The sequence below is a fragment of the Streptomyces sp. NPDC090499 genome (assembly GCF_044769305.1).
GTDB lineage: Bacteria > Actinomycetota > Actinomycetes > Streptomycetales > Streptomycetaceae > Streptomyces.
Genome location: NZ_JBIVXP010000008.1, coordinates 389777 through 404542, shown reverse-complemented (window position 1 = coordinate 404542; position 14766 = coordinate 389777). Strand labels below are relative to the sequence as shown.

General features: G+C 72.1%; 14 protein-coding genes. 7 read left to right on the top strand and 7 right to left on the bottom strand.

Features of this window, described 5'->3' with window-relative positions:
* Positions 1-172 precede the first annotated feature (172 nt).
* Positions 173-2359, bottom strand: coding sequence for a catalase/peroxidase HPI (gene katG / locus ACIQVL_RS29395; RefSeq protein ID WP_403476803.1), 2187 nt, complete (start codon positions 2357-2359; stop codon positions 173-175).
* 56 nt (positions 2360-2415) lie between these two features.
* Positions 2416-2853, bottom strand: a complete 438-nt coding sequence (locus ACIQVL_RS29390) for a Fur family transcriptional regulator (protein ID WP_351714790.1) — start codon at positions 2851-2853, stop codon at positions 2416-2418.
* Between the two features lie 222 nt (positions 2854-3075).
* On the opposite strand from ACIQVL_RS29390, the gene ACIQVL_RS29385 reads away from it, so the two are divergent.
* The 5 genes from ACIQVL_RS29385 (at position 3076) to ACIQVL_RS29365 (ending at position 6611) form a co-directional block, all read left to right on the top strand.
* A complete protein-coding gene (locus ACIQVL_RS29385; RefSeq protein WP_403425798.1) occupies positions 3076-3450 on the top strand; it encodes a sortase-dependent protein in 375 nt (124 codons plus the stop codon).
* Positions 3447-4070 (top strand): class F sortase, encoded by a 624-nt coding sequence (locus ACIQVL_RS29380; protein WP_403425800.1) that lies wholly within the window; start codon positions 3447-3449, stop codon positions 4068-4070. The genes ACIQVL_RS29385 and ACIQVL_RS29380 overlap by 4 nt, the downstream gene beginning before the upstream one ends.
* A 97-nt stretch (positions 4071-4167) precedes the next feature.
* Complete coding sequence (locus ACIQVL_RS29375; protein ID WP_403425802.1) at positions 4168-4659, top strand: RNA polymerase sigma factor; 492 nt, start codon at positions 4168-4170, stop codon at positions 4657-4659.
* Positions 4643-5128: a hypothetical protein gene (locus ACIQVL_RS29370; RefSeq protein ID WP_403476802.1), complete on the top strand. Its 486-nt coding sequence runs from the start codon at positions 4643-4645 to the stop codon at positions 5126-5128. The genes ACIQVL_RS29375 and ACIQVL_RS29370 overlap by 17 nt, the downstream gene beginning before the upstream one ends.
* A 364-nt stretch (positions 5129-5492) precedes the next feature.
* Entirely contained in the window at positions 5493-6611 is a 1119-nt protein-coding gene (locus tag ACIQVL_RS29365) for an acyltransferase family protein (RefSeq protein ID WP_403476801.1), read from the top strand.
* Positions 6612-6645: 34 nt separating this feature from the next.
* On the opposite strand, the gene ACIQVL_RS29360 is transcribed toward ACIQVL_RS29365, so the two are convergent.
* Together ACIQVL_RS29360 and ACIQVL_RS29355 are read right to left on the bottom strand one after the other, a co-directional pair.
* Positions 6646-8781, bottom strand: coding sequence for a discoidin domain-containing protein (locus ACIQVL_RS29360; RefSeq protein ID WP_403476800.1), 2136 nt, complete (start codon positions 8779-8781; stop codon positions 6646-6648).
* 178 nt (positions 8782-8959) lie between these two features.
* A complete protein-coding gene (locus tag ACIQVL_RS29355) occupies positions 8960-9661 on the bottom strand; it encodes an SDR family oxidoreductase (RefSeq protein WP_403425810.1) in 702 nt (233 codons plus the stop codon).
* Between the two features lie 284 nt (positions 9662-9945).
* On the opposite strand from ACIQVL_RS29355, the gene ACIQVL_RS29350 reads away from it, so the two are divergent.
* A complete protein-coding gene (locus ACIQVL_RS29350; RefSeq protein WP_403476799.1) occupies positions 9946-10866 on the top strand; it encodes an SGNH/GDSL hydrolase family protein in 921 nt (306 codons plus the stop codon).
* Positions 10867-10997: 131 nt separating this feature from the next.
* Positions 10998-11489: a peptidylprolyl isomerase gene (locus ACIQVL_RS29345; protein WP_403425815.1), complete on the top strand. Its 492-nt coding sequence runs from the start codon at positions 10998-11000 to the stop codon at positions 11487-11489.
* A gap of 63 nt (positions 11490-11552) precedes the next feature.
* Here the strand turns inward: ACIQVL_RS29345 and ACIQVL_RS29340 are convergent, their stop codons facing one another.
* The 3 genes from ACIQVL_RS29340 to ACIQVL_RS29330 form a co-directional block, all read right to left on the bottom strand.
* Positions 11553-12563: an MASE1 domain-containing protein gene (locus tag ACIQVL_RS29340; RefSeq protein ID WP_403425816.1), complete on the bottom strand. Its 1011-nt coding sequence runs from the start codon at positions 12561-12563 to the stop codon at positions 11553-11555.
* Positions 12564-12641: 78 nt separating this feature from the next.
* The gene (locus ACIQVL_RS29335; RefSeq protein WP_403476798.1) at positions 12642-13472 is read right to left on the bottom strand and encodes a PP2C family protein-serine/threonine phosphatase; all 831 of its coding nucleotides are present in this window, start codon (positions 13470-13472) and stop codon (positions 12642-12644) included.
* 139 nt (positions 13473-13611) lie between these two features.
* Positions 13612-14715, bottom strand: a complete 1104-nt coding sequence (locus ACIQVL_RS29330; protein WP_403476797.1) for a GNAT family N-acetyltransferase — start codon at positions 14713-14715, stop codon at positions 13612-13614.
* Between the last annotated feature and the right edge of the window lie 51 nt (positions 14716-14766).

Below are 14766 nucleotides of genomic sequence, written 5' to 3'. Positions count from 1 at the left end.
ATGTGCAGCGCGCTACGCGCTTGTCCCGGTGGGGAGTTGGCCAAGCAGCCGCAAAGACGGCAATGCCCGGACCGGCTCACGGAGAGCCGGTCCGGGCATCGGGCCCGGTCGGTCTGACCACCGTCGGTCAGACCACCGCCCGCCAGACCACTGTCGGTCGGACCACTGTCGGTCAGACCAGGTCGAACCGGTCCGCGTCGGCGACCTTCGTCCAGGCGGCGACGAAGTCCTTCACGAACTTCTCCTTGGCGTCGTCGCTCGCGTACACCTCGGCGACGGCGCGCAGCTCGGAGTTGGAGCCGAAGACCAGGTCGGCACGGGTGCCGGTCCACTTGACCGCACCGCTGTCGTCACGGCCCTCGAAGGTGGACTGGTCCTCGGAGGTGGACTTCCAGGTCGTGCCCATGTCGAGCAGGTTGACGAAGAAGTCGTTGGTCAGCACGCCCGGCGTCGCGGTGAGGACGCCGTGCTTCGAGCCGCCCTGGTTGGCGCCGAGGACGCGCAGGCCGCCGACGAGGACGGTCAGCTCGGGGGCACTGAGGCCGAGCAGGTTGGCACGGTCCAGGAGCAGGTACTCGGCGGGCAGGCGGTTGCCCTTGCCGAGGTAGTTGCGGAAGCCGTCCGAGGTCGGCTCCAGGGCCGCGAAGGACTCGGCGTCCGTGTGCTCGTCGGTCGCGTCGACGCGGCCCGGGGTGAAGGGCACCTCGATGTCGACGCCGCCGTCCTTGGCGGCCTTCTCCACGGCGGCGGCACCGCCGAGGACGATCAGGTCGGCCAGGGAGACCTTCTTGGCGCCGGTGTTGAAGTCCCGCTGGACGCCCTCCAGGACGCGCAGCACCTGGGCGAGCTGGTCGGGGTCGTTGGCCTCCCAGCCGCGCTGCGGCTCCAGGCGGATGCGGGCGCCGTTGGCACCGCCGCGCTTGTCGCTGCCGCGGTACGTCGAGGCCGACGCCCAGGCGGCGGAGACGAGCTGCGAGACCGTGAGGCCCGAGTCGAGGAGCTTGGCCTTCAGGGCCGTGACGTCGGCGGCGTCGATGGCCTCGCCCTCGGCCTGCGGCAGCGGGTCCTGCCAGATCAGCGTCTCCGCCGGGACCTCCGGGCCGAGGTACAGGGACTTCGGGCCCATGTCACGGTGGGTCAGCTTGAACCAGGCGCGGGCGAAGGCGTCCGCGAACTGGTCGGGGTTCTCGTGGAAGCGGCGCGAGATCGGCTCGTAGATCGGGTCGAAGCGCAGCGACAGGTCGGTGGTGAGCATCGTCGGGAGCTTCTTCTTCGACGCGTCGTGGGCGTCGGGGATGATCGCCTCGGCGTCCTTGGCCACCCACTGGTTGGCGCCGGCGGGGCTCTGGGTCAGCTCCCACTCGTAGCCGAAGAGGATGGAGAAGAAGTCGTTGCTCCACTGGGTCGGCTTGGTGGTCCAGGTGACCTCCAGACCGCTGGTGATCGCGTCGCCGCCCTTGCCGGTGCCGTAGGTGCTCTTCCAGCCGAGGCCCTGCTGCTCGATCGGGGCGCCCTCGGGCTCGGCGCCGACGTTCTCGGCGGGGCCGGCGCCGTGGGTCTTGCCGAAGGTGTGGCCGCCGGCGATGAGGGCGACGGTCTCCTCGTCGTTCATCGCCATCCGGCGGAAGGTCTCGCGGATGTCGCGGGCCGCGGCGATCGGGTCCGGGTTGCCGTTGGGGCCCTCCGGGTTGACGTAGATGAGGCCCATCTGGACGGCGCCGAGCGGGCTCTCCAGGTCGCGGTCACCGGTGTAGCGCTGGTCGTCGAGCCAGACCCGCTCGGGACCCCAGTAGACGTCGTCCTCGGGCTCCCAGACGTCCACGCGGCCGCCGCCGAAGCCGAAGGTCTCGAAGCCCATCGACTCCAGGGCCACGTTGCCGGTGAGGATCATGAGGTCGGCCCAGGAGATGGCCTGGCCGTACTTCTTCTTGACCGGCCACAGCAGCCGGCGCGCCTTGTCCAGGTTGCCGTTGTCCGGCCAGCTGTTGAGCGGGGCGAAGCGCTGCTGGCCGGCGCCGGCGCCGCCGCGGCCGTCGGAGATGCGGTAGGTGCCCGCGCTGTGCCAGGCCATCCGGATCATCAGCGGGCCGTAGTTGCCGAAGTCGGCCGGCCACCAGTCCTGGGAGGTGGTGAGCACCTCCGCGATGTCACGTTTCACGGCCGCGAGGTCGAGGTTCTGGAACGCCTCGGCGTAGTCGAAACCCTCGCCGAGCGGGTTCGAGACGGCGGGGTTCTTGGCAAGGATCTTCAGGTTGAGCCCCTCGGGCCACCACTGGCGGTTGCCGCCGCCCTGGGTCGGGTGCGGCGCGCGGTCGTGCGCGACCGGGCACTTGCCCGCGTTCTCCTGGGCCTCAGACATGGGGGAAATCCTTCCGGAAGGGGCGGATCGACTTACTCAGGAACTACTGGACGTACTCAGGAACTGCTGACGGTGGAACAGGCGGGGCACAGGCCCCAGTAGATGACCTCGGCCTCGTCGATCGCGAAGCCGTGGTCGTCCGAAGCGGTCAGGCACGGGGCGTCGCCGACCGCACAGTCGACGTCGGCGACGGCACCGCACGACCGGCACAGGACGTGGTGGTGGTTGTCGCCGACACGCCCCTCGAAGCGGGCCGGGCTGCCGGCCGGTTCGATGCGGCGTATGAGTCGCGCCGTGGTGAGCGCGTGCAGCGCGTCGTACACGGCTTGAAGCGATATGTGGCCCACCCGCTCGCGGACGCCCGAGGCGATGGCCTCGACGTCGAGGTGGTCGCCGTGGCGGACGGTCTCCAGCAGCGCGACCCGGGCGGCCGTCACCCGCAGGCCGGCACCGCGCAGCTCATCGGCGGTCGTCGGGGGCTGGGAGGCGGTCATGGCGCCAACCTATCGCCATAAACACGAGTGATTCAAGAAAACAAACCACTCAAGTCTGGTGGCGAACCGGCCAACGCCCGCCCCACCCGTCACCCGCCGCGCCACCCGCTCCCTCGACTTTGCCATCTCTTTACAACCTGCCCCGGTGCCGGGTCGTCTCTCCGCTCGATCCGTAACTCAGCCCGCCCCGACCACGGCGGGCCGACGAAAGAGAGCGTCCTCATGCGCCGAACTGTCCTGAGCGCCACGGCACTCGCCTGCACCGCCGTCCTGGCGGGCACGGTGCCCGCGTTCGCCGACGGCACCGCCCCGAGCCCGGTCGCCACCGTGGCGCCGTCCGCCGAGGCCTCCGCCGCGCCGTCCGCCGTCCCGTCCGATGCGCCGTCCGCCGTCGCGTCCCGGGCCTCGACCCCCGCGCCGACGCGGGACTCCCGCCAGGTCTCGGCGGTGCCGCAGGGCGCGCCCGACACCGGGGTGACGGAGCCGTCCTCGGGCTCCGGCTCCGAGAACGCGCTGATCGGCGGCGGCGCAGCGGCGGTGCTCGCCGCGGGCGCGACGGTGTTCGCCGTCCGTCGCCGCCGGGCGACCGGGGCATGACCCCCCTCTCCAGGCGCACCCTGGTCACCGCCGCGACGGCCTCGCTGCTGGCGGGATGCGCGGGCCGGGCACCGGACCCGACGGCCCCGGCCGCCCACCGGCGTCCGGCGACCTCGCCGCCGGCCACGGCCACCGCCGCCTCCGGCACGCCCGCCGCACTGGGCCGGTCCACGCCGGTCCGGCTGCGCATCCCGGCGATCGGGGTCGACACCCCGCTGCTGCGGCTCGGCCTGGCCGCCGACGGCACGGTGCAGGTGCCGCCGGTCACCGCGCACGACCGGGCGGGCTGGTACCGGTACTCCCCCACGCCGGGACAGACCGGGCCGTCGGTGATCCTCGGCCATGTCACGGTCGGCGCGTACGGGGACGGGGTGTTCCGCCGGCTCGCGGAGCTGCGGCGGGGCGAGCAGGCCGTGGCGCGCCTGGAGAACGGCAGGTCGGCTGTGTTCACCGTGGACAAGGTGCGTACGGTCGCCAAGGCCGCGTTCCCGACCGAGGACGTGTACGGGGACGTGGACCGCCCGGAGCTGCGGCTGATCACCTGCGGCGGCCCGCGCGGCGGCGACGGCTACCTCGACAACGTGATCGTCTTCGCCACGCTGACCGGCACGGCCTCCTGACCCGCCGGAGCGGATGCGGGACCGGTGGAACGTACGCCACCGGTCCCGCATCCTCCCTGACGAGCCGGACGAGCTCCCCCCACGACCCTGGAGAACGTTGAAACGGTCCCGTGACACGGCGGCCTCCGAGCTGTTCGCCGCCCTGTACCCGCGCCTGGCCGGCTGGTGCCGCCGGCTGGTCGACGACGACGAGACGGCGCACGAGATCGCCTCGGAGGCCTTCACCCGGCTGTGGGCCCGGTGGGCGAAGGTGGAGGAGCCCCGCGGCTTCCTCTACGTCACCGCGGCCAACCTGGTCCGGGACCACTGGCGCAGGCTGGAGCGCGAGCGCCGTGCGGTGCGCCGGGCCGGCACGGAGGCCGCGATCCGCCCGCACGCCGAACCGGCGGATCCGTCGGTACGCCTGCTGGTGCAGTCGCTGCCCGAGCGGCTGCGGGTGCCGATCCTGCTGCACTACTACGCTGACATGCCGATCCGGGAGGTGTCCGAGCTGACCGGGCGCAAGGAGGGAACCGTCAAGGCCGATCTGCACGCGGCCCGAGAACTGCTCCGCGGTCATCTGAGGAGAAGCCTTGACCACACGCTTTGACGACGAGCCCGAGTTCGACGGCCCCGACGACCCCCTGACGGTCATCCTGCGGCCCCCGGCCGCCCGCCTGGGTCCGCCGCCGGGCCGCTACGAGGTGATCCGGCGCGCCGCGAGCCGTCGCCGCCTGGTCCGCGCGGCGGCCGGAGCGGGGGTGACCTGTGCCGTCGCCGTCTGCGTCACTCTGTCGCTGCATCTGACGGCCCCCGCGGCGCCCGTCTCTCCGCAGGTGCCCCTCGCCCCGCCGGCCGCCACCCCCACCGCCCCGCACCGCCCCTCGGAGTCCCCGGCGTCGGGGACTCCCAGTCCGCGCCCGAGCGTCACCCCGACCCGACGGGAGACCACACAGGGGCCTGCCCGGGGGGCGTCGACGGCCCCGTCGACGGCTCCCTCGACGGCCGTCCCGTCCGCGGCCCGGGACATCCCGCCCGAGGAACGGGCGAGCGCCGTCGCCACGGCGACCACCCGCTGAGCGCTCAGCTCGAAGTGCCGCGTCATGTCGTCGGTCGTCTGCAGCGCCGTCGTGGCGGATCGCGCAGTTCCCCGCACCCCTTCGGGGCGCAGCCGAGTCTGCCCGCCCTGCTTGCAGCGTCAACGCGGCGGCGGCCGGTGTCATCCGTCCGTGCCCCCGTCTTCCGGCGTACCGCCCGCTCCCCAAAGGCGCGGGTCAAGGCGCCACTCCGGCGGGTGCGGGGCGCGGCGGGAGTGACGGCCCGGATGGCCGAGGATGCGCCTCGGCGTTGGTGTGATGTTTCGTACGAGGCCGGAATGAAAGGCGTGGAACGGGCAACGCTCCGTTTCATGCTCCACGCGCGAACCCTCCGGCAGGTGACTCGATGACGACGGCGACCCAGGCCCCTCCGACCGCTCCGGCCGCCGCGCCACCCGCCCGCCCCCTGCCGTCCGCCCCCGCCCCCGCACTGCCCTCCCTGACCGGGCTGAGATGGATGGCCGCGCTGCTGGTCTTCGGGCTGCACGTGCACAACTTCCGCTATTTCGGCGGCACCGGCGGCCGCATCGTGTCCTGGGGGTTCGAGGCCGGTGCCTCGGGGGTGTCGTTCTTCTTCATCCTGTCCGGGTTCGTCCTGATGTGGTCGGCGCGGCCGGGCGACCGGGCGACGCGCTTCTGGTGGCGGCGGATCGCCCGGGTCTACCCGGTGCACCTGGTCACCGTCGCCCTCGCGCTGGTCATGGTCTGCACGCTGCCCCGCCAGCCGAGGCCGACCCTGCTGCAGGGCCTGGCCGACGTGTTCCTGGTGCACTCCTGGTGGCGGCCGTGGTGGCAGACGCTGGACCCGGTCAGCTGGTCGCTGGCCTGCGAGGCCTTCTTCTACGCCGCGTTCCCGCTGCTGGCGCTGCTGCTGCGCCGCCTGGGCGGGCGGGGCGCCACGGCGCTGGCCGCGCTGGCCGTGCTGACCGTGCTGGCGCTGGCCTGGACGGACGCGCACCACTGGTGGGCGCAGCCGATCAGCTCCTTCCCGGCGGCCCGGCTGCCCGAGTTCGTGCTGGGCGCGGCCACCGCCCGGCTCGTGCTGCTCGGCCGGTGGCGCGGGCCGGGTCTGGAGGCCTCGCTGGCGCTGGCGGTCATCGGCTACTTCCTGGTCCCCCAGGTGACCGACGAGTACGCGGCCACCGCGTGCACCATCACGGGCTTCGCGCTGCTCATCCCGGCGGCGGCCGTCGCGGACCTGCACGGGCTGCCCTCACTGTGGCGGCGCCGGTGGCTGGTCCGCCTCGGCGAGCTGTCGTTCGCCTTCTACATGGTCCATCTGCTGGTGCTGCGGGCGGGCACCCACCTGCTCGGCACCCGCCCGCGTTTCCCGCTGTTCACCGGCGCCACCGTCGCCGTCGCCGCGTTCGCCGTCGCGCTGGGCCTGGCCTGGCTCCTCTACGAGGGCGTGGAACGGCCCGCGCGACGGCTGCTGCTGCGCACGGCACGGCGGCGGACGGCCTGACCGGGCCCGGCCCGGACCGGCCGGACCTGCCCGGCTACGGGAACTGGACCACCTTGGACGGGGTCGTGCTGGTCCCCGAGGTCGGCGATCCGGTGGTGTTGACGACGTGGGCGTACTGGCCCATGCCGCCGAGGGAGATCACCAGCAGGTCGTGCATCTTGATCCCCGAACCAGTCGGCACCTGGAAGCCGTTGGACTGGACGATCGTCGGATCGGCCGTGTAGTTGCAGTAGCTGCCCAGGCCCCACGCCTCGTGGGTGGTCACGGTGTCGGCGACCTTGTAGGCCGCGTAGCCGACGACGCCGTCGTGGGTGATGGCGGCGGCGTTCGGGGCGTCGTACGCCTTCTCGTTCTGGAAGAAGATCGTGCGCCCGCGTTCGCCGTTCCAGTAGACGTCGTACTTGTTGAAGTGCTCGACGAACAGGCCGGTGGCGAGGACGTCGTTGCCGTTGACGCGCAGGCCGTAGTCGGCGCGGTTGGTGTCCCAGCCGACGCCGCTGCCGTGGTCGGCGCGCCAGAGCCAGGTGTGGTCGATGATGACGTTGTTGCTGTTGACCACGACCGAGTTGGTGGCGAGGCCGGGTCCGGCGCCGCCGATGCGGACGAACACGTCCTGCATGGAGGTGGGGTTGGCGGAGTGGTCGGCGGTGGAGCCGGGGTCGCCGATCCGCAGCAGGGTGTCGGAGTTGACGGTGCCCGCGTCGATGAGGAAGCCGGCGAGCTTGACGCCGTCGACGTCGGCGACGTGCATGGCGTCGACGCCGTTGTCCGGGACCAGGGTGGCGAGGCCGAGGCCGAGGACCACGGTGTTGGCGCGGGTGACGTTGATGGTCTGGTCGAGGTGGTAGATGCCCGGGGTGAAGAGGAGGTTGAGGCCCTGGGCGAGGGCCTGGTTGATGGTGGCGGCGGTGGCGCCGGGCTTGACGACGTAGAACTGGTCCAGCGGGATGGAGGTGCCCGCGTTCGCCGGCCAGGAGACTCCCCGGGCGTTGGTGCGCTTGGCCGGGACGAAGACCTTGTAGTCGTTGCCGTCGAGGTAGAGGAACGGCTTCTCGCGCGAGACCGGGGTGTTGTCCAGCGTGGTGTAGGAGCCGGTGGCGAAGTCGGTCGCGGGTGCGCCCTGGACGCCGGAGAAGGTCATGTTCCAGACGCCGTTGGTCCAGCCGCCGACCGAACTGTCGCGGGTGTACCACTGCTGCTGGGAGTACGGGCCGACGGTGCCGTCGATCTTCGAGTCGGCGATGTAGCCGCCGGAGGCCCAGCCGTAGCCGTTCGGGGCGAGGTTGAGGCCGCCCTTGACGTGGATGCGGCGGAAGGGGGCCGCCTGAGCCACGGCCCACCGGTCGGTGCCGTTCGACGGCGTGATGGCGAGGTTCTCCGCGGAACGCCAGAAGTTCTGGGTGGCGTTGCCGTTGAACCAGCCGGCGTCGACCGTGACGTCACCGTTGATCTGGGTGTCGTCGGGGTCGAGGCCCAGCCCGGAGATCGAGGTGTAGAAGCCGATCTGGGCGTTGATGCCGCTGTAGGTGCCCGGCTTGAGCAGGAACTGGTAGCGGCCGGTGCCGAACTGGGCCGACTCCTGCTGGGCGAAGACGGAGTCGAACTTGGCCTGGAGGTTCGGCGTGGACGGGTCGACGACGATCACGTTGGGGCCGAGGTCGCCGCCGCCCTGGACCGGGGGCGTGCCGGTGGTGGTGCCGAAGACCTGGAACTCCCAGAGCGAGTAGCCCCACTGGGTGGCGCGGTGCACGCCCAGCATCCGGACGTAGCGGCCCTGCCCGGAGACGGTGAGGGTGTCGGTGCCGCCGTCGCCGCCGGTCACGGACTGCAGGTCGGTCCAGTTGCTGCCGTCGGCGGAGATCTGGACCTTGTAGTCCTTGCCGTAGGCGGTCTCCCAGTTGAGGACCACCTGGCTGACCTGGGCGGTGGCGCCGAGGTCGACCTGGAGCCACTGGTCGTCGGTGAAGGCGGACGACCAGCGGGTGCCGGTGTTGCCGTCGACCGCGTTCACGGCGGTGGTCCCGGCGTTCTCCTCGGAGGAGGCGGTGGCCGTCTTCCCCTGCGACAGCGGGGCGTCGGCCGCATGGGCCGCCGGCGCGTGGGCGGCGGGCAGGGCAAGCAGCGCCGCCATGGCGGCGAGCACTACGCCCAAGGATCTCAGTCGTCTCATCAGCGGCTCCCTGAAGTGGACGTGGGGGCGCGGACAACGACCGCGACCCACGGCTTAGTTCAGGTTTTGATTTAAGTGGTGAGGCAACTGCGCGACAAGCCTTCGGGAGCGGATTTCTCAGCCGCCGCGGCCCCGCGGCAGGTCACCGGGACCGCCGCGGGACGAACGCCGGACGCCGTCAGAGGCCGCGCTGCGCGTACATGGCGGCGAGGTCGCCCGACAGGGCGCCCTTGGCCCAGCGGGTGATGTCGTCGGCGAGCACCTCGTGGGCGCCCGACTCGACACCGTCGAGGGCCGCCGCGGCGATGTCCTCGGGCTTCGCCTTCGGCCCGTCGGCGTGCGCGGCCATGTCGGTGTCCACGTAGCCCATGTGCAGGCCGGTGACGCCGATGCCGCGCGGCTTGAGCGCGAGGCGCAGGCTGTTGGTCTGCGACCAGAAGGCCGCCTTCGAGGCGCTGTAGGCGCCGCCCTCGGCGAGCCAGGACAGCACCGAGTGGACGTTCAGGACGTGGCCGCCGCCGTTGCGCTCGATGACCGGGACGAAGTCGCGGGCGAGCAGCAGCGGGCCGTAGAAGTTGATCTCGAACTCGCGGCGGATGTCGTCGAGCGGCGAGGTCAGGAACTGGGTGCCGAGGGCGATCCCGGCGTTGTTGACCAGGACCGTGACGTCCTGCGCCTGCTCGACGACGGCGGCCACGGAGGCGGGGTCGGTGACCTCCAGGGGCAGCGCCACCGCGTCGGGGTGGGTGACGGAGCGCGGGTCGCGGGCGGTGGCGTAGACCTTGCCGGCGCCGCGCGCGTACAACTCCTCCACCAGTGCCTTTCCGACGCCGCGGCTGCCGCCGGTGACGAGGACGACGGAATCCTTGATCGCGGTCATGACACTCACGCTCCAGACGTGCACAGAGATCGGAAACCGATCGGTTCCCTCGGTTCCCGGCCATAGTAAACCGATCGGTTTCCATCTTCAATCGCCGGGGGTGCCACCGGGCCGTTGCCCGGAGCGGATGTCCTTACGGGCAGGGCTGGTTACTCGATCCAGTTCCTTGCGTCCGACCTCTGGCTACGGACTCCTACCGGGCGGTATACAGACCCCCGACACACGCGTGCGGGCCGCCCGTCGGGACCGGTTCCGTACGCGTCCTGGTTCCAGGGGGGATCTGCATGGCGTACGGCATCCCGTCCGACGGTTCGGCGAGACGGCACCGGCGGAGGGCCACCGTGGCGGCGGCGCTGGGCGGCTGCGCCCTGGTGGCCGCGTCCACGGCACCGGCCGCGGCGCACGGCGGCGGCCACGGCTCCGGCCACGACCGCGGCACCGGCTATGTGGCGCTCGGCGACTCCTACACCGCGGGCCCGCTCATCCCGACGCAGGTCGACGCGAACTGCGCCCGGTCCGACCACAACTACCCGTCACTGGTGGCGGCCGCCCGGCACGTGAGCGCCTTCAAGGACGTGAGCTGCAGCGGCGCGACCACCGCCGAGATGTGGAAGGCACAGGGCACCAACGGCCCCCAGCTCGACGCCGTGCAGCGGAGCACCGACCTGGTGACCGTCCAGATCGGCGGCAACGACGTCGGGTTCAGCTCGATCATCGGCACCTGCGCGGCCCTCAGCTCCAAGGACCTGACGGGCAACCCCTGCCAGCAGTACTACAACGCGTCCGGCACCGACCAGCTGACGGTCAGGATCGCGCAGACCGCGCCCAAGGTCGACAAGGTGCTGCGGGCGATCCGCGCCCGCGCCCCGCACGCCCGGATCCTGGTCGTCGGCTACCCCGACCTGCTGCCCGACGACGGCAGCGGCTGCTACCCGACGGTGCCGTTCGCGGCCAAGGACTTCCCCTACCTCCGCGACACCGGCAAGCGGCTGAACCTCATGCTGCGCCTGGTCGCCGCCTGGAACGGTGCCCGGTACGTGGACACCTACGGCCCGACCGTCGGCCACGACATGTGCAAGGCGCCCGCCGACCGCTGGATCGAGCCCCTGCAGCCGACCTCGCCGGCGGCCCCGGCCCACCCCAACGCGAAGGGCGAGGCGGCCATGGCGCAGGCGGTGCTCGACCGGCTGGAGCGGCGCCACTGAGCGCTCCGCCGGGACTGCCGCGAACTCCCGGACTCCCCGGTGGGCTCCTGAGCGGCCCCGGCGCCCCGACACCGCGGGCCGTACGGCCCCACAGGAGGGACCGCGGAGCGGTTCGCGATAGGTTGACCTGCATGAGCGACAACGTTTATTTCGACATCTCGATCAACAACGAGCCGGCCGGCCGGATCGTGTTCAGCCTGTTCGACAAGGTGGTGCCCGACACGGCCCGCAACTTCCGTGAGCTCGCCACCGGGCAGCACGGCTTCGGGTACGCCGGTTCCGGCTTCCACCGGATCATCCCCCAGTTCATGCTCCAGGGCGGTGACTTCACCCGCGGTGACGGCACCGGCGGCAAGAGCATCTACGGCGAGAAGTTCAAGGACGAGAACTTCGAGCTCAAGCACGACCGCCCGTACCTGCTGAGCATGGCCAACGCGGGCAAGAACACCAACGGCTCGCAGTTCTTCGTCACCACCGTCGTGACGTCGTGGCTGGACGGCAAGCACGTCGTCTTCGGTGAGGTCGTCGAGGGCCAGGACATCGTCGACAGGATCGAGGGCTACGGCTCCCAGAGCGGCGCTCCCAAGGCCAAGGTCGAGATCACGGCGAGCGGCACGGTCTGATCCCGGACCGGCGTCCTTCCACGGGGGGACCGGGCGGCTCGCCCGGTCCCCCCGTGCCGTCGGTCACCGCGGGCCGCGCTCGCGCCGCGGTTCCGCCTGCGGCGGGGACCGCCCGGCCGGGGAGCCGTGCGCGGTGAGGTGCTCCAGAACCTCGGCGAGTTCCTTGCAGGCCTCCTCGACGGAGCGCCGGGTGTTGTGCTGCTCGGTGATGACGGCGGACAGGAGCAGTGCGGTCAGCGCCAGCGAGCCGTTGAACAGCTGCAGCTTCAGCATCACCTGCACCGGGGAGAGCCGGGCGAACGCGCCGACGCCGTCCCTCGCGGCGATCGCCGCCATGACCGACGTGAACAGGGCGCACAGCATGCTCCCCGCCAGCCGGAACCGCAGCGCGGCCCAGATCACCACCGGGTAGACGAGGAACAGCGCGCTCATGGTGCTGTGCGTGGCCACCGTGACCAGGACGACCGTGACGGCCGCGAGGGCCAGCGCCTCCTTCCAACGGGCCGCGGACGGGGGCCGGCGGGCCTCCCACAGCACCAGCAGGACCGGGGTGACGATCAGTACGCCCATCGCGTCCCCCACCCACCACGCCAGCCAGATCGACCAGAAGTGGCTCGCGGCGAGCTTGCCGACGAGGAGCAGGGCGACCACGTCGACGGTGGAGCTGACCAGCATGGCGGCGAGCGCCCCGAGGAACACCAGGGCGAGGCCGTCCCGCAGCCTGCCCAGGTCGGTGCGGAAGCCGGCCCGGCGCAGCATCACGCAGGCGCAGACCGGTCCCGCCGTGTTGCCGACGATGATGCCCACGACGTCGAGCCCGGGCGGGCCGAGCGACAGCACGAGGAGGAAGGCGCCCAGCGAGACGCCCGGCCAGCAGCCCAGGCCGAAGACCAGCAGACAGGCCAGCGCCACGCCGGTCGACGGATAGACCGGGGTGAAGACGGCACCCTGGACGGTGAGCCGGCACAGCAGACCGAGCCGTCCCGCCGCGAAGTAGCAGGTGGCTACCGCCAGCGTCCGGAGGGCGAGGACGGCCGGCCGGCGCAGCTCCCGGTAACCCACCACACCAGACATCACACACCGAGGCGGCCGCCTCGGCGAGGCGGGAAGCACGCGCACCCGGCCCGGCGGACGCCCTCCGGTGCCCGGAGGCTACGGCCGGACGTCGTCCGGGTCGTCGTGGCCGAGGACCAGCACGGCCGCGTCGTCCTCGTGGCCCACCCGTTCCGCGCCCTTGATCACGGCGGCGGCCAGGGACTGCGCCTCCAGGCCGGCGACGGCGGCGACTCCCGCGAGCCGCACCACCTGGTCGAGCCCCTCCTCGATGGGCATCGACGGCCCCTCCACCACCCCGTCCGTGAGCAGCACGACCATGCCGCCGGTGGTGAGCCGGTGACGGGCCACGGGGTACTCGATGCCCGGTCCGATGCCCAGCGGCGGGCCGCCCTCGTCCTCCCCGAGGCCGGACTTTCCGTCGGCGGTGGCCCACACGAACGGGACGTGGCCGGCCCGGGCGCTCTCCAGCAGCCCGGTCTCCGGGTCGAGCCGCATGAAGGTGCAGGTCGCGAAGAGGTCGCTGCCCAGGGACACCAGGAGGTCGTTGGTACGGGCGAGCAGTTCGCCGGGCCCGCCGGTCACCGTGGCGAGCGCCCGCAAGGCCGCCCGGACCTGGCCCATGAAGGCGGCCGCCTCGATGTTGTGCCCCTGGACGTCGCCGATGGACAGGCCGATACGGCCGTCGGGCAGGGTGAAGGCGTCGTACCAGTCGCCGCCCACGTTGAGTCCGAAGCAGGCGGGCGCGTACCGGACGGCCAGGTGGAAGCGGGGGGTGTCGGGCAGGTCCCGGGGCAGCATGCCGCGCTGGAGGGCGACGGCCAGCTCCACCTGGGAGCGCTGGTACTCGGCCCGCTCGCGTGCCTGGGCGGTGAGCGACCTCAGTCTGGCCAGCAGCTCGTCGTCGTCCGTTGCGCGCTTGCGGGGCATGGATCACTCCGGCCGAGGCTTCATCCTTACCAGGGCAAACCCCTAGGTTTTTACCTTTACAGGATCATAGTGCGAACGGTGGGCGAGCGGACGCCGCGGCGGCGGCCGGGCACGGCCGGACGCCGCCGGACGGGTCGGTTCACCCCTCGCGCATACCGTCCGGGCGGCGGGACGCCCGGAGTGTGCCGACCGTCTTGAGCAGCCGGTCCGCCGGGTCGCGCAGCCGGGGATGGGCGAGGACGGTGTTCCGCAGCCCGCGGACCGGCCGGCGCCACAGGCGGTGCGCCGCGGCCACCGGATGGGCGCGGGTGGCGAAGCCCTCGCCGACCCGCAGTTCGCGGGTCTTGAGCCAGTCCTTGTACTCCTTGTCGCCGCGCCCCAGGTCGACGAGGGTGACACCGCCACGGGCCGCCGCCTCCGCGGTGCGCAGATGCATCATCAGCCCCGGTGAGTAGTAGTGCAGGTCGGGGTCGTAGGCGGTGAACCAGGCGGCCAGTACGGTGGCCGAGCGCGGGCCGAAGTGCGCGGCCACCGGCCGGTCGCCGGCGTAGAGCACGGAGAGCACTCCGGTGAAGTGCTCCTCGCGGACGTGGAAGAGGTGGTCCACGAGGTCGACGATCCACGGGCGGGCGAAGCGGTCCATGCGGCCGGTCCGCCGGTACTGGGCGGACTTCCAGCGCATCAGGGTGCGCAGCGCCGCGGGGTCGCGCTCGTCGGGCTCGAAGCGCAGGTCGCCGATGTCGCGGCCGAGGCGCCGCTCCTTTTTCAGGGTGGTCTTCGCCAGGCCGGGGTAGGTGGCGCGCAGCCACTCGGGGTAGCCGCCGTCGCCGGGCTTCACGTCGATCACCGGCGAGGCGAAGGTGCCGGTCAAATGGGGGGCGAAAGGTCTCTGCTCGGCGACCAGGTGGTCGAACTCGAAGATGGACATCCCGCAGGCGCTCAGCACTTCCTGGGCGTCCCAGCCCACTCCGGGCCGGTGCACCAGCGCCTGGCAGTCGGAGAGGCCGAGGCCGACGGCCCGGCCGACGCCGAGGGCGTTGCGCTCGTACGGGAGGAAGCCGACGGGTTCCCCGCCCTCGCGCAGGACCGCCACCCGGACGCCGGCCCGGTGCTTGCCGACGCCGATCGTGAACTCCGGGGCCAGAAAAGGGTTTGCGTACTCCGGCGACTCGTCCATCGCGTGGTGCCAGGCCCGGCGGAGCGGCTCGGTCAGCTCGCCGGGTCTGTGGATCGTGATGTCCACCTCAGATCAACCGCCCCTCGGCCGACGAGGTGTGTGAAGCATGACTGCACT

Coding starts and splice junctions, on each gene's coding strand:
- katG (WP_403476803.1), bottom strand. CDS start 2,359: ATGTCTGAGGCCCAGGAGAACGCGGGCAAGTGCCCGGTCGCGCACGAC.
- ACIQVL_RS29390 (WP_351714790.1), bottom strand. CDS start 2,853: ATGACCGCCTCCCAGCCCCCGACGACCGCCGATGAGCTGCGCGGTGCC.
- ACIQVL_RS29385 (WP_403425798.1), top strand. CDS start 3,076: ATGCGCCGAACTGTCCTGAGCGCCACGGCACTCGCCTGCACCGCCGTC.
- ACIQVL_RS29380 (WP_403425800.1), top strand. CDS start 3,447: ATGACCCCCCTCTCCAGGCGCACCCTGGTCACCGCCGCGACGGCCTCG.
- ACIQVL_RS29365 (WP_403476801.1), top strand. CDS start 5,493: ATGACGACGGCGACCCAGGCCCCTCCGACCGCTCCGGCCGCCGCGCCA.
- ACIQVL_RS29360 (WP_403476800.1), bottom strand. CDS start 8,781: ATGAGACGACTGAGATCCTTGGGCGTAGTGCTCGCCGCCATGGCGGCG.
- ACIQVL_RS29355 (WP_403425810.1), bottom strand. CDS start 9,661: ATGACCGCGATCAAGGATTCCGTCGTCCTCGTCACCGGCGGCAGCCGC.
- ACIQVL_RS29350 (WP_403476799.1), top strand. CDS start 9,946: ATGGCGTACGGCATCCCGTCCGACGGTTCGGCGAGACGGCACCGGCGG.
- ACIQVL_RS29345 (WP_403425815.1), top strand. CDS start 10,998: ATGAGCGACAACGTTTATTTCGACATCTCGATCAACAACGAGCCGGCC.
- ACIQVL_RS29340 (WP_403425816.1), bottom strand. CDS start 12,563: ATGTCTGGTGTGGTGGGTTACCGGGAGCTGCGCCGGCCGGCCGTCCTC.
- ACIQVL_RS29335 (WP_403476798.1), bottom strand. CDS start 13,472: ATGCCCCGCAAGCGCGCAACGGACGACGACGAGCTGCTGGCCAGACTG.